This window comes from Kordia sp., assembly GCF_965224175.1.
Lineage (GTDB): Bacteria > Bacteroidota > Bacteroidia > Flavobacteriales > Flavobacteriaceae > Kordia.
The window spans coordinates 5,057,411-5,082,763 of record NZ_OZ245041.1 but is presented as its reverse complement, the minus strand read 5'-3'; the positions used below and the strand labels follow the sequence as shown (position 1 = coordinate 5,082,763).

General features: G+C 32.6%; 31 protein-coding genes and 1 tRNA gene. 10 read left to right on the top strand and 22 right to left on the bottom strand.

The window, feature by feature from the left end:
* Positions 1 to 7 precede the first annotated feature (7 nt).
* The 8 genes from ACOQOS_RS22165 to ACOQOS_RS22130 form a co-directional block, all read right to left on the bottom strand.
* Positions 8 to 727, bottom strand: coding sequence for a DJ-1/PfpI family protein (locus ACOQOS_RS22165; protein WP_420572613.1), 720 nt, complete (start codon positions 725 to 727; stop codon positions 8 to 10).
* 3 nt (positions 728 to 730) lie between these two features.
* Positions 731 to 1,027, bottom strand: coding sequence for a hypothetical protein (locus ACOQOS_RS22160; RefSeq protein WP_420572612.1), 297 nt, complete (start codon positions 1,025 to 1,027; stop codon positions 731 to 733).
* Positions 1,028 to 1,188: 161 nt separating this feature from the next.
* Complete coding sequence (locus ACOQOS_RS22155) at positions 1,189 to 1,707, bottom strand: nuclear transport factor 2 family protein (RefSeq protein WP_420572611.1); 519 nt, start codon at positions 1,705 to 1,707, stop codon at positions 1,189 to 1,191.
* Between the two features lie 17 nt (positions 1,708 to 1,724).
* Complete coding sequence (locus ACOQOS_RS22150) at positions 1,725 to 2,450, bottom strand: SDR family oxidoreductase (protein ID WP_420572610.1); 726 nt, start codon at positions 2,448 to 2,450, stop codon at positions 1,725 to 1,727.
* Between the two features lie 24 nt (positions 2,451 to 2,474).
* Entirely contained in the window at positions 2,475 to 2,771 is a 297-nt protein-coding gene (locus tag ACOQOS_RS22145; protein ID WP_420572609.1) for a putative quinol monooxygenase, read from the bottom strand.
* 70 nt (positions 2,772 to 2,841) lie between these two features.
* Complete coding sequence (locus tag ACOQOS_RS22140; protein ID WP_420572608.1) at positions 2,842 to 3,405, bottom strand: Crp/Fnr family transcriptional regulator; 564 nt, start codon at positions 3,403 to 3,405, stop codon at positions 2,842 to 2,844.
* Between the two features lie 77 nt (positions 3,406 to 3,482).
* Positions 3,483 to 4,076 carry a Crp/Fnr family transcriptional regulator gene (locus ACOQOS_RS22135; RefSeq protein WP_420572607.1) on the bottom strand — a complete coding sequence of 198 codons (594 nt, stop codon included), beginning with the start codon at positions 4,074 to 4,076 and terminating at the stop codon, positions 3,483 to 3,485.
* Positions 4,077 to 4,290: 214 nt separating this feature from the next.
* Positions 4,291 to 4,365: transfer RNA gene (locus tag ACOQOS_RS22130), tRNA-Pro, on the bottom strand.
* 214 nt (positions 4,366 to 4,579) lie between these two features.
* Here ACOQOS_RS22130 and udk point away from each other — a divergent pair.
* From udk to ACOQOS_RS22105, 5 genes are all read left to right on the top strand, one after another.
* Entirely contained in the window at positions 4,580 to 5,188 is a 609-nt protein-coding gene (gene udk, locus ACOQOS_RS22125) for a uridine kinase (protein WP_420572606.1), read from the top strand.
* A gap of 50 nt (positions 5,189 to 5,238) precedes the next feature.
* Positions 5,239 to 5,547, top strand: a complete 309-nt coding sequence (locus ACOQOS_RS22120) for an FtsB family cell division protein (protein WP_420572605.1) — start codon at positions 5,239 to 5,241, stop codon at positions 5,545 to 5,547.
* Positions 5,540 to 6,904, top strand: coding sequence for a methylmalonyl-CoA mutase subunit beta (locus ACOQOS_RS22115; protein ID WP_420572604.1), 1,365 nt, complete (start codon positions 5,540 to 5,542; stop codon positions 6,902 to 6,904). Before ACOQOS_RS22120 ends, ACOQOS_RS22115 begins: the two co-directional genes overlap by 8 nt.
* Before the next feature lie 21 nt (positions 6,905 to 6,925).
* Complete coding sequence (scpA, locus tag ACOQOS_RS22110; protein WP_420572603.1) at positions 6,926 to 9,055, top strand: methylmalonyl-CoA mutase; 2,130 nt, start codon at positions 6,926 to 6,928, stop codon at positions 9,053 to 9,055.
* Positions 9,056 to 9,174: 119 nt separating this feature from the next.
* Positions 9,175 to 9,807 carry a DUF3239 domain-containing protein gene (locus ACOQOS_RS22105; RefSeq protein ID WP_420572602.1) on the top strand — a complete coding sequence of 211 codons (633 nt, stop codon included), beginning with the start codon at positions 9,175 to 9,177 and terminating at the stop codon, positions 9,805 to 9,807.
* 35 nt (positions 9,808 to 9,842) lie between these two features.
* Here the strand turns inward: ACOQOS_RS22105 and ACOQOS_RS22100 are convergent, their stop codons facing one another.
* The 3 genes from ACOQOS_RS22100 to ACOQOS_RS22090 all read right to left on the bottom strand — a co-directional run bounded on the left by ACOQOS_RS22100 (position 9,843) and on the right by ACOQOS_RS22090 (position 11,952).
* Positions 9,843 to 10,292, bottom strand: coding sequence for a hypothetical protein (locus ACOQOS_RS22100; protein WP_420572601.1), 450 nt, complete (start codon positions 10,290 to 10,292; stop codon positions 9,843 to 9,845).
* 55 nt (positions 10,293 to 10,347) lie between these two features.
* Complete coding sequence (locus tag ACOQOS_RS22095; RefSeq protein WP_420572600.1) at positions 10,348 to 11,562, bottom strand: hypothetical protein; 1,215 nt, start codon at positions 11,560 to 11,562, stop codon at positions 10,348 to 10,350.
* Between the two features lie 156 nt (positions 11,563 to 11,718).
* On the bottom strand, positions 11,719 to 11,952 hold the full coding sequence (locus ACOQOS_RS22090; protein WP_420572599.1) for a hypothetical protein: 234 nt from the start codon (positions 11,950 to 11,952) through the stop codon (positions 11,719 to 11,721).
* Between the two features lie 189 nt (positions 11,953 to 12,141).
* Here ACOQOS_RS22090 and ACOQOS_RS22085 point away from each other — a divergent pair, with 189 nt between their 5' ends.
* Together ACOQOS_RS22085 and ACOQOS_RS22080 are read left to right on the top strand one after the other, a co-directional pair.
* The gene (locus ACOQOS_RS22085; RefSeq protein WP_420572598.1) at positions 12,142 to 12,645 is read left to right on the top strand and encodes a hypothetical protein; all 504 of its coding nucleotides are present in this window, start codon (positions 12,142 to 12,144) and stop codon (positions 12,643 to 12,645) included.
* A 2-nt stretch (positions 12,646 to 12,647) separates the two neighbouring features.
* Positions 12,648 to 13,253, top strand: a complete 606-nt coding sequence (locus ACOQOS_RS22080; RefSeq protein ID WP_420572597.1) for a carboxymuconolactone decarboxylase family protein — start codon at positions 12,648 to 12,650, stop codon at positions 13,251 to 13,253.
* An 86-nt stretch (positions 13,254 to 13,339) separates the two neighbouring features.
* Here the strand turns inward: ACOQOS_RS22080 and ACOQOS_RS22075 are convergent, their stop codons facing one another.
* The 11 genes from ACOQOS_RS22075 to ACOQOS_RS22025 all read right to left on the bottom strand — a co-directional run bounded on the left by ACOQOS_RS22075 (position 13,340) and on the right by ACOQOS_RS22025 (position 22,924).
* A complete protein-coding gene (locus ACOQOS_RS22075) occupies positions 13,340 to 14,185 on the bottom strand; it encodes an enoyl-CoA hydratase/isomerase family protein (protein ID WP_420572596.1) in 846 nt (281 codons plus the stop codon).
* A 14-nt stretch (positions 14,186 to 14,199) separates the two neighbouring features.
* Positions 14,200 to 14,535: a nuclear transport factor 2 family protein gene (locus tag ACOQOS_RS22070; RefSeq protein WP_420572595.1), complete on the bottom strand. Its 336-nt coding sequence runs from the start codon at positions 14,533 to 14,535 to the stop codon at positions 14,200 to 14,202.
* 105 nt (positions 14,536 to 14,640) lie between these two features.
* Positions 14,641 to 15,495, bottom strand: a complete 855-nt coding sequence (locus tag ACOQOS_RS22065; protein ID WP_420572594.1) for an AraC family transcriptional regulator — start codon at positions 15,493 to 15,495, stop codon at positions 14,641 to 14,643.
* 17 nt (positions 15,496 to 15,512) lie between these two features.
* Positions 15,513 to 16,070 carry a 1-acyl-sn-glycerol-3-phosphate acyltransferase gene (locus ACOQOS_RS22060; RefSeq protein WP_420572593.1) on the bottom strand — a complete coding sequence of 186 codons (558 nt, stop codon included), beginning with the start codon at positions 16,068 to 16,070 and terminating at the stop codon, positions 15,513 to 15,515.
* 276 nt (positions 16,071 to 16,346) lie between these two features.
* Positions 16,347 to 17,429, bottom strand: coding sequence for an iron-containing alcohol dehydrogenase family protein (locus ACOQOS_RS22055; protein ID WP_420572592.1), 1,083 nt, complete (start codon positions 17,427 to 17,429; stop codon positions 16,347 to 16,349).
* 46 nt (positions 17,430 to 17,475) lie between these two features.
* Positions 17,476 to 18,099 carry a CatA-like O-acetyltransferase gene (locus ACOQOS_RS22050; protein ID WP_420572591.1) on the bottom strand — a complete coding sequence of 208 codons (624 nt, stop codon included), beginning with the start codon at positions 18,097 to 18,099 and terminating at the stop codon, positions 17,476 to 17,478.
* A complete protein-coding gene (locus ACOQOS_RS22045) occupies positions 18,099 to 18,791 on the bottom strand; it encodes an HAD family hydrolase (protein ID WP_420572590.1) in 693 nt (230 codons plus the stop codon). Before ACOQOS_RS22045 ends, ACOQOS_RS22050 begins: the two co-directional genes overlap by 1 nt.
* Positions 18,791 to 19,504 carry a 3-deoxy-manno-octulosonate cytidylyltransferase gene (gene kdsB / locus ACOQOS_RS22040; RefSeq protein WP_420575174.1) on the bottom strand — a complete coding sequence of 238 codons (714 nt, stop codon included), beginning with the start codon at positions 19,502 to 19,504 and terminating at the stop codon, positions 18,791 to 18,793. Before kdsB ends, ACOQOS_RS22045 begins: the two co-directional genes overlap by 1 nt.
* 67 nt (positions 19,505 to 19,571) lie before the next feature.
* Entirely contained in the window at positions 19,572 to 20,465 is an 894-nt protein-coding gene (locus ACOQOS_RS22035; RefSeq protein WP_420572589.1) for a hypothetical protein, read from the bottom strand.
* Between the two features lie 262 nt (positions 20,466 to 20,727).
* A complete protein-coding gene (locus tag ACOQOS_RS22030) occupies positions 20,728 to 21,297 on the bottom strand; it encodes a hypothetical protein (protein ID WP_420572588.1) in 570 nt (189 codons plus the stop codon).
* Positions 21,298 to 21,499: 202 nt separating this feature from the next.
* Positions 21,500 to 22,924 (bottom strand): ATP-dependent DNA helicase, encoded by a 1,425-nt coding sequence (locus ACOQOS_RS22025; RefSeq protein ID WP_420572587.1) that lies wholly within the window; start codon positions 22,922 to 22,924, stop codon positions 21,500 to 21,502.
* Between the two features lie 189 nt (positions 22,925 to 23,113).
* Between ACOQOS_RS22025 and ACOQOS_RS22020 the strand changes: the two genes are divergently transcribed.
* From ACOQOS_RS22020 to ACOQOS_RS22010, 3 genes are read left to right on the top strand one after another with little or no spacing between them, the layout of a single operon-like run.
* On the top strand, positions 23,114 to 23,971 hold the full coding sequence (locus ACOQOS_RS22020) for a hypothetical protein (RefSeq protein WP_420572586.1): 858 nt from the start codon (positions 23,114 to 23,116) through the stop codon (positions 23,969 to 23,971).
* Positions 23,955 to 24,788: a DUF3822 family protein gene (locus ACOQOS_RS22015; protein WP_420572585.1), complete on the top strand. Its 834-nt coding sequence runs from the start codon at positions 23,955 to 23,957 to the stop codon at positions 24,786 to 24,788. Before ACOQOS_RS22020 ends, ACOQOS_RS22015 begins: the two co-directional genes overlap by 17 nt.
* A complete protein-coding gene (locus ACOQOS_RS22010) occupies positions 24,789 to 25,349 on the top strand; it encodes an RsmD family RNA methyltransferase (protein WP_420572584.1) in 561 nt (186 codons plus the stop codon).
* The last annotated feature ends 4 nt before the right edge of the window (positions 25,350 to 25,353 follow it).

Sequence of the window (25,353 nt, the reverse complement as noted above, 5' to 3'; positions counted from 1 at the left end):
TGATTTTTTATTTTGCTGCTTTTAATTCATTTAATAAAATTGATTCTTCAACATATAAACGTTGTGTTTTGTTTGTGAGAATTTCAAGTAATTCTAAAGAAGAAGTATAACTTACTAAGTTTCCATTTGACGATAAAAACTTTCCATCTTTCATGGTAGCAACTTTGGTATCATCTGCTACTTTTAAATTTGGATATTGCTCTTTTAATAACTCTCCTCCTGTTACATATGTTACAATATTTTTATCTGCTGCAATACCTGCTTCTCCAATTAAAAAAGCTCCTGCACAATGACTTGAGATATAATCTGTAACTTGATTTTGTTGTTTGATAAATTCAATAAGTTCTTTATCTGCTGTTTGTTTTTCAGGTGTATAAGAACTTGGAACTACTAGCACCTTTAAGTTTGGGACATCTGCTAGTGTGTAATCAGGAAGTATCTGTAAACCTTGCGCACTTACATACGTTTTGTGTTCTTTTGCTATAAGAATCACATTAAATAATTGATTATCGCTATTTTTTTCATTTTTAGAAAACACATCTAAAGGTGCAATGACTTCATTCATAATGACACCTTCAAAGATTAAAATTCCTATTGTTGGTAAATTTTCATTTACTTTATTCATACTGATATTTTTATCGTTTGCTGTTTTGTTTTTTTCTTGTGTTGTACAGGAAATTGCATATGTAATGACAAATGCAAATGCTATTAAATAAATTCGATTCATAATTTATAGTGCTAATTTTTGATAGTATTCTACCATTGGTGGCTCCTCTAAGAAAGCTATTAGTTGATTCATAACTCCATTCTTTGAAATAAAGTCAATATATTTTTTATGATGTTCCTTACTTTCCCACTCTTCATTAAAAATCATGGTTGCTGTTTCTGAGTTATAGTATACCCAAACAGAATGACAACCTTCAAAATTTCGAACATTCGGAAGATTTTTTTCTAAAAAAGCGAATAACTCTTTTTCTTTTGTTTTTAAGATGTTAGAAGTTAAAAGTACTTGGCTATATGTTTTCATAAGATTTATTTTTTTTCATTTTCAAAATTATAATGCACTTTACATTTTAATCTTAATGTAGATTAAGATTTTATTTTCATAAATACGTATGGTATTTCACCTTGATTTAAATACCTATAAAGGAAAAGCACCTTTCGCAAGATGCTTTTATATACTACACGTTATTGTATGATGCCAAGTGCTTTTTGCAGACTGTAAAAATCATAGTAATCTTTTTGAGCAGTAATTTTTCCTTGTTTATTGATTGTGGTTGTACTCATTCCTTTAATTGAAAAATTTTTATTTTCAATGTTGATGTCACCCCATTTTCCATTAAATGTTCCTCCATATATCCATTCGTATACTATGGTAGAATCTGTAATAAATACATCGCCGCTTCTTGCCCAATACATGTCTGGAATATTTCCCATAAAAGTATCCGTTATTGCTTTGGTTACTTTTGCTTTTCCTTCCATAGTATCATCTACAGGTAAGTTATACCACTTTACATCTTCTGCAAAAAAACCACCTATTTTGTCTACATCATGCGCTGCCCATGCTGACATATAAGCGTTTAATACTTCTTCTACTTGCGTAATTTTAATTTCAGAAGTTTCTATAGTATTCGTTTTTGCAGTTCTATTGTTACATGATGATACTAGAAGTACTAATATCACTAATTTAAAAATTGATTTACACATGCTATTTTTACGTTTTATTACCATTCTATTTTATCATTTTCATCAAAGAAACCTCCTGTAGGTCCATTGCTAGGAAGCGTTGCCAGTTTTACAATAATCTTTGAACCTTGTTGTGGAGTTCTTGGACCTGTTTTACCATTTAAATCTGTTGCACAATATCCAGGATCAGCAGCATTTACTTTTATATTTGCTGCTTTCAATTCATAAGAAAAGAGAATCGTTACCATATTTAAAGCACTTTTTGACGTACTATATGCCAACGATTTATAATCATAATATTCGTAAGTAGGATCTGAATTTTGATTTAGCGACGCCAAACCACTTGATACATTTATAATATTTCCTGATTCCGATTTTTTCAATAATGGGATAAACTCTTTTATAACTGCAATCACACCAACTGTATTTACTTTTAATGTAGTTTCAATATCTTTTATAGAAACCTCTAGCATAGGAACTCCAAAATCTATCCAAATACCTGCGTTATTGACTAATACATCAAGTTTACCGAAATTATCATGTATATATTGTTCTGCTAAAGAGATAGATTTTTCATCCGTTACATCTATTACAACATATCTTGCATTTACATTTTGCAATTGATGTACAGCATGTTGTCCTTTTTTCTCATCTCTTACACCTAAGATTACGATGTATCCTTTTTCTAATAATGTTTTAGCTGTTTCAAAGCCAATTCCTTTATTCGCACCAGTTATCAGTGCTACTTTTTTAGTCGTAGACATCTTATTTTTTTTTAAAGTGATTAATTAAACTATAACTGTATTCCAGTATTTAATAATAGGATCTGATGTGAAATTAGCGCGTAAGATGTGCATAACACCATTATCAGTACGCCATCTTAAGTATGCTTCATAATGAGTAATTGATTCCCATTCTTGGTGTAGTACAATTGTATTTTCTGTCGTGCATTGGTGAATTTTAATGCTTATAAAACCATCATACATTTTGGTTTCAGGAAGATATTTTGATAATAGATAGAAGAAATTATCAATGCAATCGTCTTTTAAGTTTGCCTCTAAAGTTACTATAGCTTTCTGACTCATAATTGTTGAATTTAATTTGATCCAAAATTATCATGAGTCTAACAAGATGTTCTTGACAAAAGGCAAGAAATTAAGTCACAAGCAATTTTCTTCGCACTCTACTCAACGTACTATCTGTCATACCTAAAAAAGATGCTATATGTTTTAGTGGTGCTTTTTGAAAAAGTTTTGGACGCACTTTTAATAACTGCTCGTAGCGTTCTTCCGCAGATAGATGTATATTAGATAAGATGTATTTTTTTATACTAATCAGGAGTTCTTCATTGATGAGCTTCATACATTCATGCATTTCTGGAACTATTTTATAAATCTCTTGTAAATCTTGATATGTAAAATACTCCATAGTAGTATTTTCAATACATTGAATATACTCTTGTGTAGGTTCTTGGTTTAAAAAACTAAGAATTTCCGTTGCTAACTCTCCATCAGTAATAAGCCAATTCGTAATTTCATTTCCATAAGAATCTACATTAAAAACTCTCAATAAACCTGTGTTGATGTATCCAATTTGTGTGCAAGTTTCTCCAGGCGTGATAAAAAAATCATTTTTCTTAAAATGAATCGTATTGATTTTTGAAAGAAGATATGCTTCTTGTGTTCTTGTCAATACAATTTTTTCCTTGATTTTTCTCAAAAGATAGTTCACTGTTCAGAAATTTGCTTTTATTTTTCAAAAATACCGTTTTGACAGAGATCACTTCTTAATCTAGTTTAAGAAATAACTTGTTTTTTAGCTTTTATTTTACTCAAAAATTCAGGAGTCATATTAAGATAAGAAGCAATCATATATTGTGGAATGATTTGAAAAATCTGCGGATTTGCATTCATAAAAACAGAAAATAGCTCTTCTCCCGACAAACTAAGCATGTATTCCATGCGTTTTTGAGCTGCCAAATATGTTTTCTCCATAATAATTCGGAATAAGCGCTCTACTTTTGGTAATGCTATACATAACTTTTCAAATTGTTCTTTTTCTAACACCAGAACTTCTGTATCACGAATCGCCTGTATATAAACACCTGAGGAAGTCTGTTGAATCAGGCTTTCATAGTCGGTAATCCACCAATTTTCAATACCAAAATGGATAATATTTTCATTTCCATCTTCATCTATTTTGAATAATCGTACACAACCATTCAATATAAAATAACGATGTTTACAAACGCTTCCTGCATTCAATAAGAAATCTTTCTTTTTATATGTTTTAGTCTTTAAAAAAGATTGAAAAAGAGTTACTTCTTCTTCAGATATTTCGATATATCTAAGTATATAATTTGAAAGTATTGCATGTATGGTTAATTGCATACTTCAAAATTAATTAATTCTCATAGAGAATCTATAAGAAAAGATGTATTTCTATTTTTCTAGGTTTTAGTTCTAAGTCCTTTAGAACTCCTTTCAAAGTAAAAAATCATGCTGGAAACTCTCCAAATTTTCTGTAGTAATAAAATATAGAGTATAAAAAAACACTGAAAATCGTATGATTAACAGTGTTTGATGAGATTTTGGGAAAATAATGTCGGGGTGGCAGGATTCGAACCTGCGACCTCCGCGTCCCAAACGCGGCGCGATAACCGGGCTACGCTACACCCCGAAATTTCTTCTTTAGTTTATCATTAAGATTTATAACTAAGTCTGAAAATTGGATTGCAAATATAAAGCTTTTCTCGAAACACAAAAGCAAAAACAATTTATTTTTTAAAATGATTCCATTTTCACTTGTAAAGCTCCATATAAAATACCATCTGTTCAGTAAATTCATTGAATAATTTACTTAATTTTGTGCCACAATAAAAAACACAAAATATATGCTCATCATTGGTATTGGAGGCGGAACTGGAAGTGGAAAAACCACAGTTGTAAATGAAATTATTAAACAACTCCCAGAAAATGAAGTTGGAATCATCTCACAAGATTCTTATTATAACGATACTTCTCATTTAAATTATGAACAACGTACTAAAATTAATTTTGATCATCCTCGATCTATCGATTTTGATTTATTATGTGAACATTTAACAGAGTTAAAGAAAGGAAATCCTATCGATCAACCTGTGTATTCTTTTGTAAAACACAATCGTACAGGCGATACCATACATACACTTCCTCGAAAAGTGATGATTGTAGAAGGAATTTTAATCCTTACCAATACAGAACTTCGTAAAATGTTTGACATCAATATTTTTGTACATGCCGATTCTGATGAACGCTTGATCAGAAGAATAAAACGTGATATTACGCAACGTGGACGTGATATTGACGAAGTTTTGGCGCGTTATCAAAACACGTTAAAGCCAATGCACGAACAATTTATTGAGCCTACAAAAGAGTTTGCAGATATCATTATTCCTAACAATCGTTACAATACAGTTGCCGTTGATATAGTACGTACAATTATTAGTGAACGATTAGCCTAATATTTAGTACATTTACATAGCACAATTACAATAGCGAAATTGCATACACAATGAATCTCAATAAGTTCAAAAATATATACATTATTATCTCTGCCATATTTATAGTATGGATGTTATTTTTGGATGCCAATTCATATTTTTCTACGCACATAGAACTTAACAGGCAAATTGAGCTATTAGAAAAACAAAAAGCAAACCTTCAAAATTCCATCAAAAAAGATAAAGAAAGCATCAAAAAGTTTTCTAGCATGGAAGAACTTGAAAAATTTGCACGCGAACGCTACTTTATGAAAAAGGAAAATGAAGAAATTTATATCATAGAGTATGCAGATAGCTTAAAAACAACAGACAATGAGTAATTCTCTATTCAACGAATTTGAAAGTGTTTTTGCATCACAATGGAAACAAAAAATACAGGTTGATTTAAAAGGTGCCGATTACAATCAAACACTATTAACAGCTACACAAGAAGGTATTGATATTACGCCTTTTTATCACAGCGAAAATTTTGGTACAACAACAGCGATTGCTACAAAAACAACCAATTGGAAAGTTACACAACGAATTGTCGTTAAAGATGCTCAAGAAGCCAATCGCAATATAAAAGATATTCTTACTCGAGGCGCAGAAAGTATTGTACTTGTCATAACGAGTACTGATATTTCTATCTCAGAAATACTTGCTGACGTTGATGTGCAAGGCGTTCCTATTCATATAGAAATGACTTTTTTATCGGTGTCATATTGTACAGATATAAACGCTTTCGCGAAAACTACATCTGCAAGTATCACCATCGGAATTGACTTGGTAGGAAACTTAGCTTCCACAGGAAACTGGTTTGAAAGTCTTCCAAAAGATCATGAAGCGTTAGAAGAAATTCTCAAGTTAGATGCTTTTGAAAGTACGCTAACTATTCATGTCGATACGTATCAAAATGCAGGTGCAACTATGGTACAACAACTCGCATACGCATTGTCACACGCAAACGAATATTTAAACCATTTTGGTTCAAAAATTACAAATAAAATTACATTTCACGTGAGCGTTGGCACACACTATTTCTTTGAAATTGCCAAACTACGTGCTTTGCGACACTTATGGTGTGTTTTAGCCAAAGAATATAATGTAACTCAAAAATGTACTATTATTGCTTCACCTTCAAAACGAAACAAAACTTTGTATGATTACAATGTAAATATGTTGCGTACTACAACAGAATGTATGAGTGCTGTTTTAGGCGGTGCAGATTTTGTGTACAATTTACCATACGATGCTTTGTATCATCATGAAAACGAATTTGGCGATCGCATCTCGCGCAATCAACTTCGTATTTTAAAAGACGAGAGTTATTTTGACAAAACGGACAATCCTACGGAAGGTTCTTATTACATTGAAAGCATCACACAGCAATTAGCTGAAAAAGCACTCACACTTTTCAAAGATATTGAAGCTACTGGTGGATTCTTGAAACAATTAAAAGAAGGAACAATTCAGAGAAAAATCAAAGAAAGTGACGCCAAAGAACAAGCTTTATTTGATGATGGAAAAGAAATTCTCTTAGGCACTAATAAATATCCAAATCCAGAAGATCGCATGAAAGATGATTTGGAAATCACACCTTTTGCTGAAAATGAAGTTCGCAAAGTATTAGTGATTCCAATTAATGTAAGGCGTTTAGCTACTAAAATAGAAAAAGAGCGCTTAAAGAAAGAGTAATTTTCAAAACGAATTATTAGCATGACTAGAAAGAATCTTCAACATATAACACTTGATAACAGTACGAAAACGTTTGAAAAACAAGTTACAACAAACGTTTTTAAAACTGCGGAAGACATTGATGTAAAATCATCATACAGCAAAGAAGATATGCAAGATGTTTCGCATTTAGATTTTGTTGCAGGAATTGCACCAAATCTTCGCGGACCATATTCTACAATGTATGTTCGCAGACCTTGGACGATTCGTCAGTATGCAGGCTTTTCTACTGCGGAAGAAAGCAATGCATTTTACAGACGTAATTTAGCCGCTGGACAAAAAGGACTTTCTGTTGCTTTTGATTTGGCAACACATCGTGGATACGATAGCGATCATGAGCGCGTAGTTGGAGATGTTGGAAAAGCCGGAGTTGCCATTGATTCTGTAGAAGACATGAAAATTCTATTCGATCAAATTCCATTGGATAAGATGTCGGTTTCTATGACTATGAATGGTGCCGTTTTACCAATTATGGCATTTTATATAGTTGCTGCTGAAGAACAAGGCGTAAAACCTGAACTTTTAGCTGGAACAATTCAGAATGATATCTTGAAAGAGTTTATGGTGCGTAATACCTACATTTATCCGCCAACGCCATCAATGAAAATCATTTCTGATATTTTTGAATATACATCGGCAAACATGCCAAAATTTAACAGTATTAGTATTTCTGGATATCATATGCAAGAAGCTGGCGCAACCTGTGATATTGAACTTGCATACACTTTGGCTGACGGTTTGGAATACATTAGAAAAGGATTGGCTGCCGGAATGGATATTGACACCTTTGCGCCTCGCCTATCATTTTTCTGGGCAATAGGAATGAATCATTTTATGGAAATTGCTAAAATGCGTGCAGCTCGAATGTTGTGGGCAAAACTGGTAAAACAATTCAATCCTAAAAATCAAAAATCATTATCCTTACGTACACACTGCCAAACAAGTGGTTGGAGTTTAACGGAGCAAGATCCGTTTAACAATGTTGCCAGAACTTGTATTGAAGCTGCTGCTGCTGCTTTTGGTGGTACGCAAAGTTTACATACCAATGCCTTGGATGAAGCCATTGCATTACCAACTGACTTTTCTGCACGAATTGCACGTAACACGCAAATTTACTTGCAAGAAGAAACCAAAATTACTAAAACGGTTGATCCTTGGGCAGGAAGTTATTATGTAGAGAAATTGACACATGAAATCGCTCATAAAGCGATGAAACTTATTGAAGAAGTTGAAGAATTAGGCGGAATGACCAAAGCCATTGAAGCCGGAATTCCGAAGATGCGTATTGAAGAAGCTGCTGCGAGAAAACAAGCACGAATCGATTCTGGACAAGATGTGATTGTTGGAGTCAATAAGTATAGACTTGAAAAAGAAGATCCTTTACATATTTTAGAAGTAGACAATCAAACCGTTCGAAATGCGCAATTGGCGCGTTTGGATGAATTGAAAAAGAACCGAAATGCTTCCGAAGTTGCAGAAGCCTTAGCAAAACTAACTGCTTCCGCAAAATCTGGAGAAGACAACCTATTAGCATTGGCTGTTGATGCTGCACGTAAACGTGCTACTTTAGGTGAAATTTCAGATGCATTAGAAGCTGTTTTTGGAAGATATAAAGCACAAATTAAATCATTCTCAGGCGTGTATAGTAAAGAAATAAAAGACGATAGTTCGTTTCAGAAAGCAAAAGAACTAGCTACGAAATTTGCAGAGTTAGAAGGTCGCCAACCGCGAATTATGATTGCCAAGATGGGACAAGACGGACACGATCGTGGCGCCAAAGTAGTTGCTACAGGTTATGCTGATGTTGGTTTTGATGTAGATATCGGACCTTTATTCCAAACACCTGCTGAAGCTGCCAAACAAGCGATGGAAAACGACGTACATATTTTAGGTGTTTCTTCCCTTGCTGCCGGACATAAAACGCTAGTTCCGCAAGTAATTGCCGAATTAAAAAAATATGGGCGTGAAGATATTATGGTCATTGTTGGCGGTGTAATTCCGCATCAAGATTATGAATTTTTATTTGAAGCTGGCGCTGTTGCTGTATTTGGTCCTGGAACAAAAATTAGCGAAGCAGCAATTCAGTTATTGGAGATTCTGATTGATGAATAGGTTTTTCTGAGTTAATAATCAGGATTATTACGTTTTTTAGAATATAGATACTGAAACTAAAAAAGAGTTTATTATAAAATGGAATCTCAATCCATTTGTACATTTTGACATAAAATGATATGAGTACAAACTTTACAGTAGGTAATGATACGTTTGCTAGTAATCCTGGTAACGCTAACCTTAATCCATTTATTTGGCTTTTCCATGATTTCAAAATCATATTCACACTAAGTGCGCTTTTTGGATTATCCATTTTTCTTACCATCAAATTTTCAGGTTGGTTTAGCATTCTTGCAGTACTATTTCTAGCAATTAATATATTTTATTGGCTACGAAAAAAAGAACATTTTAAAAGTGGAGATTCTAATGGAGGAATTGTAGTTTCGATGCATCCAACATTAGTAGCAGTTACCACTGATTTGACAAAAGGATTTGGAGAATTCCCTGTTGTTAAAATAATTACATGTAATACGCTTAAAAATGTAAAAATTGGAGACAAAATAGCGACTGTTGCTTTGTACTCAGCTTCAGAAGATGATGAACTACCTCATTGGATAGACTTTCATCCAATTCCGTTATCCTATGCCACAAACAATATACAAGTCTTAAAAAGAACTCTAACATCTTATGATAATGAACAATGGAAAGACTTACAAAATCGTTTAGAAGAAATTAAGAAGCCATATCAAGAAGGATTGTACAAATCAGAAATACAAACCAGTGACTGGAAAACGAATACGAACACTTTGTAAAAAACAAAAAGCTAGTTTTCCTTTATTATTTCAAATCAATTCCCAAACCAATCTACTTCAAATTCTTTTACAATAGTATCAATTGATTGGTGTGCATGAAGATTTTTAAATAATTCCGTTTCGTTTCTGCTCTGTTTTCCTCCGCCAACTCTGATTAGCACATCAATGTACCGAATGAAATCTTCAGATTCATCTCCAAATCGATTCCCTTTGATGATTTTTTTCTGTACTGGATATACTCCACTTCGTACACGTAACGCTTGTTTTGCTGAAAAACCGACAGTAACAAAACCAAATTCATCTGCCAATTCATAAGCAATCTTTGGAACACCAGCATTGGTATAACCACTAACAATTTCAACAGTTTCGTTAGTGTGTTTTTCTTTGAGTCTTTGGAATTCGTTTAGCAAAATTACACGCGCTGCTTTTTTGTCAAATTGATTTCTACTAAATCCGACAATTCCATATTTTATAACAGCTTTCATTTTTTTTTAAACTTATTTAGCGTCAAAAATACACAAATAAATTCTAAAAGCAAGCTTAGTATTCTTGATAGGTTCCTAAAAGACGATCTACTTCAGGTAATTCAATAATCGTAATCATTTTTTTGATACATTCTAAAAGAACATCTTCTTTTAAGTTATAACGTTCAATATGCGTTTTGATATTGAAATAATTATCCGTTTCAATGAGTTTAAATTTTCTGTCTAATGTTTTGTTTACCTTTTGCATTTCGTCATAAACCTCATCAAAATCATAATCGTAAGAGATCTGACCTTGATAAAGATGCAAATATATTTCATCATCTTTTAAACCATATTGAAACTCCTCATCGTTGATTCTAAAAGACGTCCACATTTCATTGTCTTTTATTTCTCCACTCCACGAAGGAAACTCAGCATTCAATACATTTTTTAGTATCGTAATATGCCTTTCCACTTTGTTTTCCATGATTTCACACCAAGGATTTTTAATTAAGTGCGATTGTATTCTAGTGCATTTTTCTTGTGTTTCCAAGTCCGTATAACGAATCTCAGTATTCAATATAAGGTGTTGTCTTTCTCTGACATCATAACTTATAGCATCATCCAAAAGTGAAAATAAATTATCTTTCAGCTTCATGGTAATTGCATGTTTAGTATCGTTTCCAGCAATTTCACTGATAGAAATTGGTGTTGCCAATTCGATTAATTCTTCATAATCTGTAAAGGTGTCTAACTTCACTTCTACCGCCTGTATCTTTCCAAAAGAGACGATTTGAAGCTCTAATTCTTCGATACTTTTCAATGCTTCTGGATCATTAATTTCTTTTATATCATTTAAAATTGTAGCATTTACATCATTATCACCATCAAAATCAGTAACACTGTCTAAGAAAAAAACGGGACGAAAGTCTAAATCATCAGAAGAAAGAAGCGTGTCTTTCGATTTCTTTAAATACAATCTACTCAACTGCGAATCAATTATTTCTTCATCAACAAATAGTTTTGTATTTAAATTTAAAATATAAGGTTTGTTTTCTTTAGGATCTTCATATAGTTCCGATTGAACATCATAAGGAATCAACTCTTCAAAGCCAATTTGTTCGTCATTCATTAAGTAATTAGCAGACATTTCAGAATGATCATAAAACCAACGTTTATCATTTAAACTAATTTCAACTAAAAGTCGATTATAACCTGTTTCAGATTCAATTTTTAAAAATGTTTCATCTTCATCAAAATCATCTTTATCGAAAAATATACTAAGATTCATGTGTAAATACTATTAAAATTTATTACTTCAGTCTTGTTTAGCGAAAGTTATATGTTTTTTGTTTGTTTTTTTACATATTTTACAAAAAAAAGCGATCCGAAGATCACTTGTTTTTTAACTTTATAAGTCGCTAATTAGTTTGATTTTAAAATCGACTTAATTACAATCGTCGTACGATTTTCCGCCACCAGTTCCATCAGGGCATCTATCACAGGTCAATCCTTGTGAATTGGAAAGTGAAGTTGTATCGCAACCATAAGGACCTGTAGACAATGTACATACAATTACTGTTGAGTCTGCATGATTAATGTGAGCAGTTCCTCCAAAAAGATTAAGATTAGAAATCGATTTTTTGTTAAGGTCTAGTAATTTTAAGTTTCGTTTTTTCATATTATTAGTTAAGATTAATTTTATCAATTATACGAGTTATTACCTATAGTTGGAAAGATTAGTACTCGAGATTTATAAATTATAACGGCTATACTTAGTGCACGTTTATACTAATTCAAAGGTTTGCGTTCATTTTTGTTTGTTTTTATGATTTCCCTCGACTGAATCTGTATCTAAAAATTCGATCGGATGAAAAAAATAATCACACTTGCTATTGTATTTTTGAGTTTTGGTGTAATTTCAGCTCAAAATATGGATAATACGAAATTAGGAACTCTACTCACCGAAAAAGCTGATACAATTCAGGGACAAGCAGGAAATTGGCGTTTTTCAGTAAACGATAAACTCTTTATTTGCTTAACAGATGAGAAAAATAATAGAATGCGTATTATTTCGCCTATTACAGAAGTTTCTAACGTAGACGAAAAGGTTTTGAAAAACTGTTTGACCGCAAATTTCCACACTGCTTTAGACGTAAAATATGCAATCTCTGATGATATTATTTGGTCTGTATTTATTCATCCATTAAAAGAATTATCTGATGAACAAGTATCAGACGCTATTGCGCAAGTGTACAATGCAAATTATACTTTTGGAACAATTTATTCCAGTACAAACTTGTCATTTCCAGGCGCACTTGGACAGGAAAAAGAAAAACCTAAAGAAGAAAAAATTCGCAAACGAAAAATATAATTATGAGCTGGATACACATGATTCCTTTTGAGAAAGCCACTGGAAAACTCAAATCAATTTACAATAAAATTAAAGGTCCAAATAATCAAATTGATAATGTGTTAGGTATTCATAGTTTACGTCCGCATACGCTTACTGGACACATGAGTTTGTACAAAAACACCTTGCATCATTCCAACAATACATTTCCTAATTGGTTTTTAGAATTACTAGGCACATATACAAGTTTTATTAATAAATGTGATTATTGTTATGAACATCATTTTGCAGGTATGAAACGCTTTCTAAACGACGATGCAAAAGCAGATGCTATCAAAAAACATATTGAAAACGATTCATTAGCTAGTATTTTGTCTGAAAAAGAAATGCTTTTAGTTCATTATGCTAAAAAATTAACTTTTGCTGCGGCAGATTTAACTCGTGATGATATAGATGCACTTCGCAATGCAGGTTATGATGATGGTGAAATTTTGGAAGTGAATCAAGTTGTTTCTTATTTTAATTATGCTAACAGAACGGTTTTAGGTTTAGGTGTAACTACTGATGGCGAAGTTTTGGGTTTATCACCAAGTAATAAAGAAGATGAATCTTCTTGGGATCACCGTTAGTAACTTATTTAAGATTCGTTGTATAAAAAAACGAACGCACTTAATGAAGAACGTTCGTTTTAATAAATCAAGTTTGCCTTAAAATCTTAATTTATTTCTTGCAAATCAATTAGCATATTTTCCCAGTTCTTTTGATTCTCATGATCAAACTGAGCTCCATTTTCATCAGCAATTGTAAATCTTTTAATTGCAGGAGTTTTGCTTGTTGCTTGAAAAAGTTGATATGCTTCTTCTTTTAAAGCTGCTGCAATTGGCAAATCAATAGAAGCATACACTGCACGTTTACAAGCTTCAATAGATTCTGCTGGGAATTTTGAAATACGTTCAGCTAATGCATCAACATATGGCCCAATTTCGTCTGCGTCAAGTGCTTTGTTGATTGTTCCGAATTTTTCCGCTTCATCTGCATCCCAATCTCTTGCTCCTAAAATAATTTCTAACGCTTTACCAAGTCCAGCTTGTCTTGCCATACGAGAAGCTCCACCACCACATGGTAAAATTCCCATTCCGACTTCCATCTGCATAAATTTAGCTTTTCCTCTAGCTGCAAAACGCATATCTAATGCCAATGCCATTTCATGTCCGCCGCCGCGTGCAAATCCTTCTATTTTAGCTATTGTTGCTTGTGGTACATTGCTTAATCTTTCTAAGACAGATTGTAAGTCTAATAGTTTTACTTCAGATCTAGATACTGCTTCTGTAGACATGTCTCTTAGTAAATTTGTATCGTAATGACATACCCAATATCCTGGATTTGACGATTCAAAAACGACTACTTTCACAGTTCTATCACGCTCTAATCGTAGGCAAAGACTGCTTAAGTCTGCTAACATTTCTTGTCCCTGAACATTTACAGGTCCAAAATTGATTGTCACTGTTAAAACTGCTCCTTTTTGTACTGCTTTGAATGTTTGAAAATTTTTGTATTCCATAATCTCTTTTTTTATTAATTATTAATTGCGGCAAATGTGTGTTGCTTAATTTTACCGTTTTCTATGATGTATGTATCTGTTGCGAGTTCTATATCTAGAAATTCATTTTTCCCTTTCCAAACAAAATAAACGAGGTTGTCATGTGCTTCTTGTTTGAGTGTAGAAAAGCTAAAATTTTTAAAGTTTGGAATGAATTCTTTATAGAAATTAAAAATTTCTGTTTGCCCCTTAAAAGTACGATCAGGTGTTATGAATACTGCATCTTCTGCGTAATCTTCTAGTACTTTTGAAGGATTTAGAGAATCAACGGCTTTCATATGATTCTCAAATACCTGTTGTGGATTTCTCATTATAATTGGTTCTATTAAAAAATTATAATGCAAATGTATCCCGAAAGGTTGCGTCGAATTTTGTAAGAAAAAAAGAGGATTTAGTAAAAAACGAGGATTGTCAATTTACACAGAAACTTTAAGCTTTATTTTATAAGCTCCTGCCGTTATTCCTTTATAACTAACAAATGTTTTGTCCAAATGACTACTATCTGTAAAACCTAGTTCTTGTGCTATTTCTGTCACGGTGGAATCAGTATATTTTAGTCGTGTTTCGGCTAATTTTATTTTGTAGTTGAGAATGTATTTTTTTAAACCGATTCCCATTTCTCTTTTGAAGAATTCACCAATATAGTTTTCAGAAATATAAAATTGACCTGCTATTTCTTTCTTTGTTATTTTTTTTGAATCGTGAATATGATAATGAATGTAATTGATAATATCTTGAATCTTAGAATCGGAAATGGTTGAAGAAACAAAACTTACATTTCTAGAAATAATGTGAAGTATAGAATGTAACGTAGATCTTAAAATAGCTTCATTCTTTAAAAGTGCATCATTGTATTCATTACAAAGCACTGTAAATAATGAATATACACTACTCTCATCTGTTTTTGAGTTTAATTTAATATGTGACGTTCTATCTGTACTGTGCAAGATCGTTTCTATCTTTTTAAACCATTCTTTTCGTTGTGAATGATTTTCATCTAAAGAAGAAGAATTAAAAAAGCTATAGAGAAATTTTATAGTGGAAACTGTTGTCGGTTTTTCAATTTCAAAATTATATTTATCATTCGGAATTAAAATAAATATTTGACTATCACTGTAAGTTACTTTGTGGTTATTGATTATTAAATTCCCTGATCCTTTTTCAATAAATAATATTTCAAAAAATCGAATTGGCATGTATTTACAAAAAGCCAATGACATTGTATCTTGAAATTTTTCAATGACAATATTTTCAAAAATAGTTCTCGGCATTTTAAAATTATCGCTATTTATTGATTGAATCGAAAGCTTTTTTCAGGAACTTTCCCAACTACGCGTTCAAAAAATTTATGAATGTAATCAAAATCAGCTTTCATGTTGTCCGTTGGATAAAAAGGTTCGTCTATTTTAACTTCTTTTTTACCAAAATCGAAAGCTACTAAAATAATAGGCACATTAGCTTCTTTAGCTATATAGTAGAATCCTGTACGGAGTTCATCTACACGTTTTCTGGTTCCTTCTGGTGCTAAAGTCAATCGAAATTCTTCTTTTCCTTCAAACACAGCTGCCATTGCTTGCACTTTGTTTTGACCTGGCGTTCTATCTATTGGTGCGCCACCTGTCCAGCGAAAATACCAGCCAAATGGTGGTTTAAACAATTCTTTCTTTCCAACATAATTGATTTGTAATTTGGAAATACTACGTATCATTAAACCAATATAGAAATCGTGCCAACTTGTATGTGGAACTACAGCGACAATACACTTTTTTACTTCTTGGGTAAATGCGCCTTTTATTTTCCAGCCCATCAGCTTGAAGTAAATGAATTTATATATCGCTCGTATCATTTGGGGAATTTTTAATTTTATAGTTCTCTTTAATAGCTAGGCTAATTTAGTGAAGTTTCAAGGATTGAACTATTTAATTGTAATATAATCTACGTATCCTACTAATTGTCAGTTTCTTCATTAAGAAAGTTACGGAGACAGTCTTGATTCAAAGCACTTCTCGATACAAATTTGCAAAGCAAATTAACTCGAAGTGACGTTTTTAGGAATCTAAGAATATTCACGAAGCGATCAAAAAGCAAAGCGACCCAAAAAGGTAGCTGAGCGAAGTCGAAGCTACATTTTCTTATACATAGCTTTTAATTTCTCTCGTGTGATGATTTCTTGCCAATTTTTGCCTAAAGCATTTTCCCAAAGTGGAACCAACATCAATGCAATGTCGATCATTTTATCAAATTCTTTATCAGACAAGTCTTTACAAACACCTTTGGGAATATCAATATCATGTTTACGCACCATTTTTTTGAATTCAGAAACACCTTGCGGATAAAATTCTTCTAAATGATTGAATACAATACAGTTTCCTATTCCATGTTTCGTTCCTAACAAGTAAGAAAGTCCATAACTCATAGCATGTGCGACACCAACTTGTGAGTACGCAATACTCATTCCGCCGTGCCAAGAAGCCATCATCAGTTTATCTTCTGAGTCTTCATCACGTACATTTTTTTCTAAGAAAACGTTTCTACACAATTCCAATGCTTTTTCACCATAACTCTGGCTAAACGCATTTAAATACGTTCCTGTCAAAGATTCTATACAATGAATATAACAATCCATTCCTGTGTAAAACCACTGATTTTGAGGAACACCACGTGTTAATTCAGGGTCTAACACTACTTGATCAAAAGGCGTATAATCTGAATTAATTCCAAGTTTCTTCTCTGGTCCAGTTAATACAGTTGTTCTTGAAACTTCTGCTCCAGTTCCAGAAATCGTAGGAATTCCAACATGATATACAGCTTCATTACTAACCAAATCCCAACCTTGATAATCTGCTGCACTTCCTTCATTTGTAAGCATAATGGCAACAGCTTTTGCCATATCAAGTAAAGTTCCACCACCAATTCCGATAATTCCTGAAGGGTTTTCGGTGAATCGTGATTTTAATTCATTGACCAAAGCATCTACTTGTGAAGTTTTAGGTTCTTCTTCAGCAGAAACAAATATAATCTGATCTAAGAATCGAAGTGGAATTCTATCAATAAGCCAAGGATTGTGTTCAAAAACATCATCCACCAAGAAGATAAACGGTGCTTTTGTATTGACACGTTTTGGTGTTAGAATTTCTTGTATCTGGTTAAAACTTCCTCTTCCGAAGATCACTCTGGGAACCATTGGAAAGTTTTTATATTGCATAGTTACTTAGTTTAATAGTGTAAATATAAATATTACATTAGGTTATTTAGTGTTTCAACAAATATTCTTGAAACTTTTCGGTAAACTGTCCTACATGATAGCCATCCATCAACGCATGATTTACCGAAACTGAAACCGTTATTAGTTTTTTATCATTTTTAGCTTCCATTTTACTGAAAGCAATTCTTGGAACCGATTCTTTTTTTCCATGAAATGGTTCTTTGTGTCCTGTAAAGTTTACCCAAGGTATTGCAGAACAAAATATACAATCTTCAGAATTTTTGGGCGGAAATAATTCATCTGAATTAAAGATTCGTTGTTTTTCTTTTTCAAGATTTTGTTTAAATTTTTCAAAATCTGAATCATAATCAATAAACGAAAACCCAAAAGTATTGTCAGGTCTCATAATTGTTGCGGAAGCATGAATAGCTTCGTGTACAACAACTTCATTTTCATTTTCAATACGATAACGAAATGCTTCAATGGTATTGATTGCTTTCATACAATCGTGCAAATAAACCGCAAAGAAGCTATTTCCAGAAGCTTTTGCATAATCGTATGCTTTGGTAACATCCATTGGTGCAGCTACAGCAAAGAAAGGATCTTGGAATGTGTTGAAAAACTCAAAATGTTTTCTACGATTCCACGTTTGTACATTTAACTTCTTCATTACACATAGTTTAACACTTCAGTAATGCTTTTTACGACATCATACGCATCAGATTCTTCATGTGGCGAAACAGTTTCATGTTGCCAAGTTGTATGAAATGGTACATGAATTGCTTTTCCTCCTATGTTGATAATTGGCAATACATCAGACTTTAATGAATTTCCAATCATTAAAAACTCGCTTACATTTATTTCTAAATGATCGAGTAAATCTTTATAATTTTTTTCTTTTTTATCACTCATCACTTCTACATGATGAAAGTATTTGGTCAAACCAGATTTTTCTAGTTTGCGTTCTTGATCGAGTAAATCGCCTTTCGTTAAGACTAATAATCTATATTTTTTGCTCAATGCTTCCAAAACTTCTTCTATTCCATCTAGTAATTCTACAGGCATGGAAATCATTTCTTTTCCTAATTCTATGATTTCAGAAAGTACTTTGTTAGAAATTTTCCCGTTTGATAATTCGATCGCACTTTCTACCATCGATAGCATGAAACCTTTGATTCCGTAGCCATAAATAGGAAGATTTTTCATTTCCATTTTAAACAACTCCTGATCAATTGTATTTTCAGTTTCATACGCAGATAGTAATTTGGCAAATTTGTGCTCAACGTCTCTGAAATACGTTTCGTTTACCCAAAGTGTATCATCTGCATCAAAAGCAATGACTTTTATGTGATCATACTTCATTATTTCCACTCTTTTTTTGCACGTTCTAAGTCTTCAGGCGTATCAATTTCAACACCTTCTACCGTCGTTTCTACCATTTTTATCTTTTTCCCAAATTCTAGATAACGAATGCATTCAATTTTTTCTGTGGCTTCCAACATTTTCATAGGCAATTCAGCAAAATCTAGCAATGCTTGTTTTCTGAATGCATAAATACCTTTGTGTTTATAATATTTGGCGCCAGCATTTTTATCTCTTGGAAAAGGAATTGGGGAACGAGAAAAGTATAAAGCAAAATTACGTTGATCCACAATAACTTTTACTGTATTTGGATTGTTGATTTCGTCCCAATCTTTGATTTCTACCATTAAAGAAGCTAAGTCTATTTCTTTGTTCGGATCGTCATAAAATACATTGATCACTTTTTCTAAGCTTGCTTTTTCTGTGAAAGGTTCATCACCTTGCACATTAATCACAATATCAGCTTCTACATCTTGAACAGCTTCTGCAATACGATCACTACCAGATTCATGTTCTTTTTTACTCATGATCACTTTTCCGCCATGACTGCTAACTTCTTCACGAATGATATCGCTATCAGTTACCACATAGACTTCTTCAAACAAACCTGTAGCAACGGTGGCTTCATAGGTTCGCGTAATTACGGTTTTTCCGTGCAAATCTTGCATGAGCTTTCCTGGAAATCGGGAAGCTGCATATCGTGCAGGAATCATTGCTATAATTTTCAAAGGCAGTAATTTTTATGATCTCAAAAGTACAACTTTAATGTAAGATTCTCAATTATTCTTCGGTTGCGCCAGCTGGCAACATTGTATTTTTTCTTGCAAAGAGTTGTTGTCCAGCTTCTTTGCTTATTCTTATGAAACTAATTTGTGTTTTTTCATCGAAACTTAGTTTTCCATCTTTGTCATAATCTTCCATCATGTTGTTTACCGTTAGATAGAATTCTTTGGCTTGTTCCTTTTTTTGTCCGTGGTACAATAACAAGCTTGTGTAAGATTTTGTTCTTCCTGCTTCTTCTTTCGGCAGTGCATGTAATTGTTCATACTTTTGAGTTTCTAATTCTTGTTTTAAACTTGTAATATCTTCAATAAGCTCAAAAGGTCCAATTTTAGTCGTTTCTGCCCAATCATCATCATTTTCTAAATATGGCTCACATGCTTTTGAATAGGCAAAAAATACAGATACACCTACAATCGCTAATGCTTCAATTATCCAAACTATGGTTAACATGATTCCGTCTACGGCACCACCGCTTCTACCAATTCCCCAAGTTCCATGCACATTAATTTCCCAGATAATTCCCCAAAGAGCTTTCGGGTTTGTGAGCAAATCCATATAAGATACTTCTACAAATGCTGAGGCGTTTGCATGATCATAAATCCACACTACCCAACTTACGTACAAACCTGCAAGTCCGACAATTAAGCCAAATATCATGGCTACTGTTTTATTTCGAACTTTTCCCATACCTACAACAAAATTTGCTACGAATCCTATTCCAAAGGCAGCTCCAAATAAGCAAAGAATGTTTAGATAAATAAGCGGAATATATAAAATAGCATAACTATAAATGAACGCTATAATTGGCGCTCCAATAGCAATTGCTATCAATAAAAATAATAAACTAATAGGGGAAGTTTTACCTGAAGGCTTGTAGTATAAATTTTGCATGCAGTATTGGTTTTATTGATTGTTAATTTTTTTAAAAGTAGGAAAAATTATTTTAACCTTGTTTTTATTCAAGTTTACTCTATAATCGAGATTTAAATGTTTCGACACTTGCCTAAAAATGCTTTGTGGACTTGCCTTGAAGTAGTTGACTTATAACGCTTCTGTTTTGCCGTGTTTGTTTGATAGAAACTAGTAGTATTAAACGAAAAAACATAAAAAAAGCGAACCGAAGTTCGCTCATAATCCTATATTTTGAAAGTCTTTATTTACTCAATAAATTACTATAATTACATGGCGCAACATAGGTTACATTTGCTGTAGTATAAAGTGTCCCTGAAGAAGTATAAATATAATCTAAATTGTAAGATACTGGAATCATTTTTCGATTTCCACACATTGGCGCTTGTGCTAGTGCATAGGCTTTCATATCATTTACAATTTGCATTTGCAATGCTGCAGTAAATACTGTATCTGGTCCGTCATAGTCAAATAGATTGAATGACATGTTATCCATATCAACTAAATATTCTGTGACACTATTACAATCTCTATTACAGTTTTCTATGGCAACTGGTGGACAATTGATGAGTCTATCTAAGATTCCGTTCGTGTAACTACCAACTCCAGGTTCCCAGATTCCGTACAAATCATCAATCGTATCAAAATAGTCATTGGCAATATAATCGACCGCTGTACAAGTTCTTGAGTATCTTTTTGAGATGTCTTCTGGTGTTTTTACGTTTAATTCTTCTTCTGGTGTGTTTATATCATCTTTTACACAACTAAAAACAGTAAAGCATATTGCAACTAAGCAAAGGGATAATTTTTTCATAATTAATAAGTTTTTGATTTAATAATGATGCTAAAGTAATGTGCTATGAAGAGAGATAATAGGAATGCATATGACGATTCCGTGAAACATCAGAAATTAAAAAAAATGATCTTTTTTAGGCTTCAGTTATAAAAAATAGGCAAAAAAAGTGGCAAAAATTAAATATCGTAATTCCGTGAAATGTCAGAAACTTGAAATGGAGTTATTCGATGAAAAAATCATCAGAAAACCCAATAAGATAGAGTTTTTCTTGTGCACGCGTCATCGCTGTATATAACCAACGCATATACTCTTTTCCTACTCCATTAGGCAAGTAAGGCTGTTCTATGAAAACCGTTTTCCATTGTCCACCTTGCGATTTGTGGCAGGTAATTGCATAACTAAATTTTACTTGCAATGCGTTGAAATATTTGTTCCCTTTTACTTTTAGAAATTTCTTGTATTTTGAGGTTTCGTCCGCATAATCATTCATCACTTCTTGATACAGGCGATTTCCATCTTCATAGGATAATGCTGGTGTTTCTGCATGTATTGTATCTAAAAGTAAAACAGTTTCCAAAGGTTTTTGATTTGGATAATCGACCATTCGTATTTTTACTTCTGCAAAGCGAAAACCATATAATTCTTTGATTGCAAAGATTTCCAAAACTTCTATAATATCACCATTGGCGACGAATCCTGCTTCGGAAGTTGCTGGCAACCAAAAGTAATTGTTTTTTACAACCATCAGATAATCACCTGAAGCTAATTCGTTTTCATTGAATAAGATGCGACTGCGTATTTGTTGATTGTAGATATTAGCTCTTTTGTTGGATCGTACTATGATTGCCATTTCTTCTTTTCCACTATCAGAATATGATTCGCTGATAGCATCTTGAATTTCATAACCATCAATCAATCGAATAATATCTGGAAATGAAGAAAGTTGAAACTTATATTCTGCGTAAAATTGATCGTGTAATTGTTCGCGTAAGTTCGTTGCATTGACTAAAATTCCTGAATCTGAACCTTGACGCACTACTTCATCTAATTCAATTACGGTGACATTTTTATCATAATTCAATTCTAGCGTACGTTCATCTAACGCAGGACTTATATCTAGTTTTACTGGCGGCAACTGCGCTGTATCTCCAATTAAAATCAGTTTGCATTTATGTCCAGAATAGACATATGTCATTAAATCATCTAACAAAGAACCGTTTTCAAACAGTTTGGAATCACTTGGCGAATCTGGAATCATAGAAGCTTCATCTACAATAAAAAGTGTATCACGATGCTTGTTAGGCTGCAATACAAAACTCACACCGCCACCTTTATCTTTTTTTGGAAAATATATTTTTCTATGTATGGTGTGCGCTTCTCGCTTGGAATAATTACTGATTACTTTTGCTGCACGACCTGTTGGCGCAAGCAAAACAGACTTCTTTTTGGTGTGCCACAAATGCGTTACTAACGTACCAATAGTTGTAGTTTTTCCCGTTCCAGCATATCCTTTTAGTAGAAACAAAGCGTCTCTATCGTCACCAAAAATAAACTCGCAAAGTTTGTGTAATACTACATCTTGTTTGAAAGTAACTTCGTGCGGGAATTTACTTTTCAATAATTTATAAAATGTAGTTGTATCCATGAATGTAGCGTTATCGTCTTGTTGTTCGATATTTTAAAGCGAAAATAGAAAAGTAATTTGAATGAATCCGTATCATTTAATTTTTTATAAATATAACATGCTTTTTTTGCGGAAATACTTTTACGATTAAAAAAAAATTGTAGATTTGCGTATATTGATGTTCTTAAAACAAAACTATTCTTAATAGAGATGAAACACGTAAAACAAAAATTCAATTTAGTCTTATCATTAGTAACTGCTTTCCTACTTCTTCCAGCTTTATCGATAGCTCAGAATAGTGAAGTAGTAGAGAAAGGTTCTTTCCAAGCTCTTAAAACGCCAATTATATTAGTGGTAGCTTTAGTTGTAGCTATTGGACTTCTATTTTTAATTGAAAAAGTAATTCCACGTAAAGTGAGACCAATATTCTCGTTGATTTTTGTGGGTGCATCAATATTTTTCGGATATAAAATTTATACGTCAATTATGGCACCTGTTCAGTTTAAGCAGGAAAAAGTAAAGCGTTATACTGCTGTTATTGATAATTTAAAAGATATTAGAGACGCACAATTAGCTCACAAGACCATTACTGGAAAGTATGCAACAAACTTCTCTGCATTAGAAAGTTTTGTTGAAACTGCTGAGTTTGCTATCATCGAAAAGAGAGATTCTAGTTATACTGAATTTGATAAAGTATATAAGATTGATAAACTTAAAGAAGTTGTAATTATTGATACATTAAGTTTTAAACCTGTAAGAGATTCACTTTTTAAAGGTAGTGATCGTTACAAGAAAATGAAGTTTGTACCATACGCTAAAAACGATTCAGAAACATTTAAAATGAAAGTTGATTCACTTATCGTAAATGGATATACAGCGCCTGTATTTAAAGTTTCTGTTGCGAAAGACATCGTTTTACATGATCAAAACAAAGATTTATTATTACAAGAGCAAAGAGTAATTTCTGTTGATGAAGTTGATGGTAAAGAAATTTTCGTTGGATCACTAGATAAAGTAAGTGATAGTGGAAACTGGCCAACAAGCTATGAAATTGGAAACAACAAATAAACATATAGAAGATCAAACAAATCTTAATAAGTTGTCCATTCAGATATCACTGAATGGACTTTCTTTTTGTATCCTAAATACAATTGATAATACAATTACTGCATTGCAACATTTTCCGTTTTCGAATGTTACAAATCCTTTACAGTTAGAAAGCGAAATCGTTTCTATATTTGAAAAACACAACGATCTTTTTGATCAGTCGTTTCAATCGGTAACCGTAAGTCACATCAATACACTTTCTACATTTGTACCAAAACCGTTGTTTTCAGATAAAAACCTTGCAGATTATTTAAAATACAACAATAAAATTCTAGCAAATGACTACATGACCTTTGACGTTATTGCTAATAATGACATGGTGAATGTATATATTCCGTATGTGAACGTTAATAATTTACTTTTTGAGAAATATGGCGCGTTTCATTACAAACATTTTGCAACGATTTTGTTAGAAAATATTTTTCAACTTACCAATTCAAGTGAAGAATCTACTGTATATGTACATGTACAAAAGGAGCAGTTTGAGATTGTTGTCATTCAACAAAAAAAATTGATTTTATACAATTCTTTTGAGTATACGTCTTCAGAAGATTTTATTTATTACTTATTGTTTACAATCGAACAGCTACAATTAAATACAGATACTTTACAATTATACTTTTTAGGAGATATTACCAAGAAAGATGTTTTGTATAGTGTAACGTATACGTATGTGCGCAATGTATCGTTTTTACAAAAAAACTATAGTTTTAATTTTAGCGCTGCTATAACACCAACAGAAAGTCACCGCAATTTCACCTTATTAACTAATTTTTAGATGCGAATTATCTCTGGAAAGCATAAAGGACGACGATTAACAGCTCCTAAAAAACTACCTGTACGACCAACTACAGATTTGGCAAAGGAGTCTTTATTCAACATTTTGAATAATCATTTCTATTTCCATGAAATTAGCGTACTCGATTTATTTGCTGGAACTGGAAATATAAGTTATGAATTTGCTTCTCGCGGAACAGAAAACATTACAGCAATTGATGGTGATTACGGCTGCGTGCGTTTTATTAAACAGACAGCTGATATGCTTGATCTTGATATTAATGCCATTAAAAGTGACGTATACAAGTTTTTAGACCGAACACACTTGAAGTCTGATATTATTTTTGCAGATCCACCATACGCATTTTCTTTGGCTCAGTTTGAAAAAATAGCGACTACTGTTTTTGAACGAACGTTGCTTTTGGAAGGTGGTTTTTTGATTATTGAACACGCCAAAGAAACGAAATTAGAGCATGTAGCTAATTTCAGTTTTTCAAAAGGATATGGCGGTTCTGTTTTTAGCTTCTTTGAACTTCCAGAAACTTCTTCTGAGGAAGAATAGTTTT

Excerpts from the sequence above, each read along its gene's own strand:
- ACOQOS_RS22165 (WP_420572613.1), bottom strand. The coding sequence starts at position 727 with ATGAATCGAATTTATTTAATAGCATTTGCATTTGTCATTACATATGCA.
- ACOQOS_RS22160 (WP_420572612.1), bottom strand. The coding sequence starts at position 1,027 with ATGAAAACATATAGCCAAGTACTTTTAACTTCTAACATCTTAAAAACA.
- ACOQOS_RS22155 (WP_420572611.1), bottom strand. The coding sequence starts at position 1,707 with ATGTGTAAATCAATTTTTAAATTAGTGATATTAGTACTTCTAGTATCA.
- ACOQOS_RS22150 (WP_420572610.1), bottom strand. The coding sequence starts at position 2,450 with ATGTCTACGACTAAAAAAGTAGCACTGATAACTGGTGCGAATAAAGGA.
- ACOQOS_RS22145 (WP_420572609.1), bottom strand. The coding sequence starts at position 2,771 with ATGAGTCAGAAAGCTATAGTAACTTTAGAGGCAAACTTAAAAGACGAT.
- ACOQOS_RS22135 (WP_420572607.1), bottom strand. The coding sequence starts at position 4,076 with ATGCAATTAACCATACATGCAATACTTTCAAATTATATACTTAGATAT.
- udk (WP_420572606.1), top strand. The coding sequence starts at position 4,580 with ATGCTCATCATTGGTATTGGAGGCGGAACTGGAAGTGGAAAAACCACA.
- ACOQOS_RS22120 (WP_420572605.1), top strand. The coding sequence starts at position 5,239 with ATGAATCTCAATAAGTTCAAAAATATATACATTATTATCTCTGCCATA.
- ACOQOS_RS22115 (WP_420572604.1), top strand. The coding sequence starts at position 5,540 with ATGAGTAATTCTCTATTCAACGAATTTGAAAGTGTTTTTGCATCACAA.
- scpA (WP_420572603.1), top strand. The coding sequence starts at position 6,926 with ATGACTAGAAAGAATCTTCAACATATAACACTTGATAACAGTACGAAA.
- ACOQOS_RS22105 (WP_420572602.1), top strand. The coding sequence starts at position 9,175 with ATGAGTACAAACTTTACAGTAGGTAATGATACGTTTGCTAGTAATCCT.
- ACOQOS_RS22100 (WP_420572601.1), bottom strand. The coding sequence starts at position 10,292 with ATGAAAGCTGTTATAAAATATGGAATTGTCGGATTTAGTAGAAATCAA.
- ACOQOS_RS22095 (WP_420572600.1), bottom strand. The coding sequence starts at position 11,562 with ATGAATCTTAGTATATTTTTCGATAAAGATGATTTTGATGAAGATGAA.
- ACOQOS_RS22090 (WP_420572599.1), bottom strand. The coding sequence starts at position 11,952 with ATGAAAAAACGAAACTTAAAATTACTAGACCTTAACAAAAAATCGATT.
- ACOQOS_RS22085 (WP_420572598.1), top strand. The coding sequence starts at position 12,142 with ATGAAAAAAATAATCACACTTGCTATTGTATTTTTGAGTTTTGGTGTA.
- ACOQOS_RS22080 (WP_420572597.1), top strand. The coding sequence starts at position 12,648 with ATGAGCTGGATACACATGATTCCTTTTGAGAAAGCCACTGGAAAACTC.
- ACOQOS_RS22075 (WP_420572596.1), bottom strand. The coding sequence starts at position 14,185 with ATGGAATACAAAAATTTTCAAACATTCAAAGCAGTACAAAAAGGAGCA.
- ACOQOS_RS22070 (WP_420572595.1), bottom strand. The coding sequence starts at position 14,535 with ATGAGAAATCCACAACAGGTATTTGAGAATCATATGAAAGCCGTTGAT.
- ACOQOS_RS22065 (WP_420572594.1), bottom strand. The coding sequence starts at position 15,495 with ATGCCGAGAACTATTTTTGAAAATATTGTCATTGAAAAATTTCAAGAT.
- ACOQOS_RS22060 (WP_420572593.1), bottom strand. The coding sequence starts at position 16,070 with ATGATACGAGCGATATATAAATTCATTTACTTCAAGCTGATGGGCTGG.
- ACOQOS_RS22055 (WP_420572592.1), bottom strand. The coding sequence starts at position 17,429 with ATGCAATATAAAAACTTTCCAATGGTTCCCAGAGTGATCTTCGGAAGA.
- ACOQOS_RS22050 (WP_420572591.1), bottom strand. The coding sequence starts at position 18,099 with ATGAAGAAGTTAAATGTACAAACGTGGAATCGTAGAAAACATTTTGAG.
- ACOQOS_RS22045 (WP_420572590.1), bottom strand. The coding sequence starts at position 18,791 with ATGAAGTATGATCACATAAAAGTCATTGCTTTTGATGCAGATGATACA.
- kdsB (WP_420575174.1), bottom strand. The coding sequence starts at position 19,504 with ATGATTCCTGCACGATATGCAGCTTCCCGATTTCCAGGAAAGCTCATG.
- ACOQOS_RS22035 (WP_420572589.1), bottom strand. The coding sequence starts at position 20,465 with ATGCAAAATTTATACTACAAGCCTTCAGGTAAAACTTCCCCTATTAGT.
- ACOQOS_RS22030 (WP_420572588.1), bottom strand. The coding sequence starts at position 21,297 with ATGAAAAAATTATCCCTTTGCTTAGTTGCAATATGCTTTACTGTTTTT.
- ACOQOS_RS22025 (WP_420572587.1), bottom strand. The coding sequence starts at position 22,924 with ATGGATACAACTACATTTTATAAATTATTGAAAAGTAAATTCCCGCAC.
- ACOQOS_RS22020 (WP_420572586.1), top strand. The coding sequence starts at position 23,114 with ATGAAACACGTAAAACAAAAATTCAATTTAGTCTTATCATTAGTAACT.
- ACOQOS_RS22010 (WP_420572584.1), top strand. The coding sequence starts at position 24,789 with ATGCGAATTATCTCTGGAAAGCATAAAGGACGACGATTAACAGCTCCT.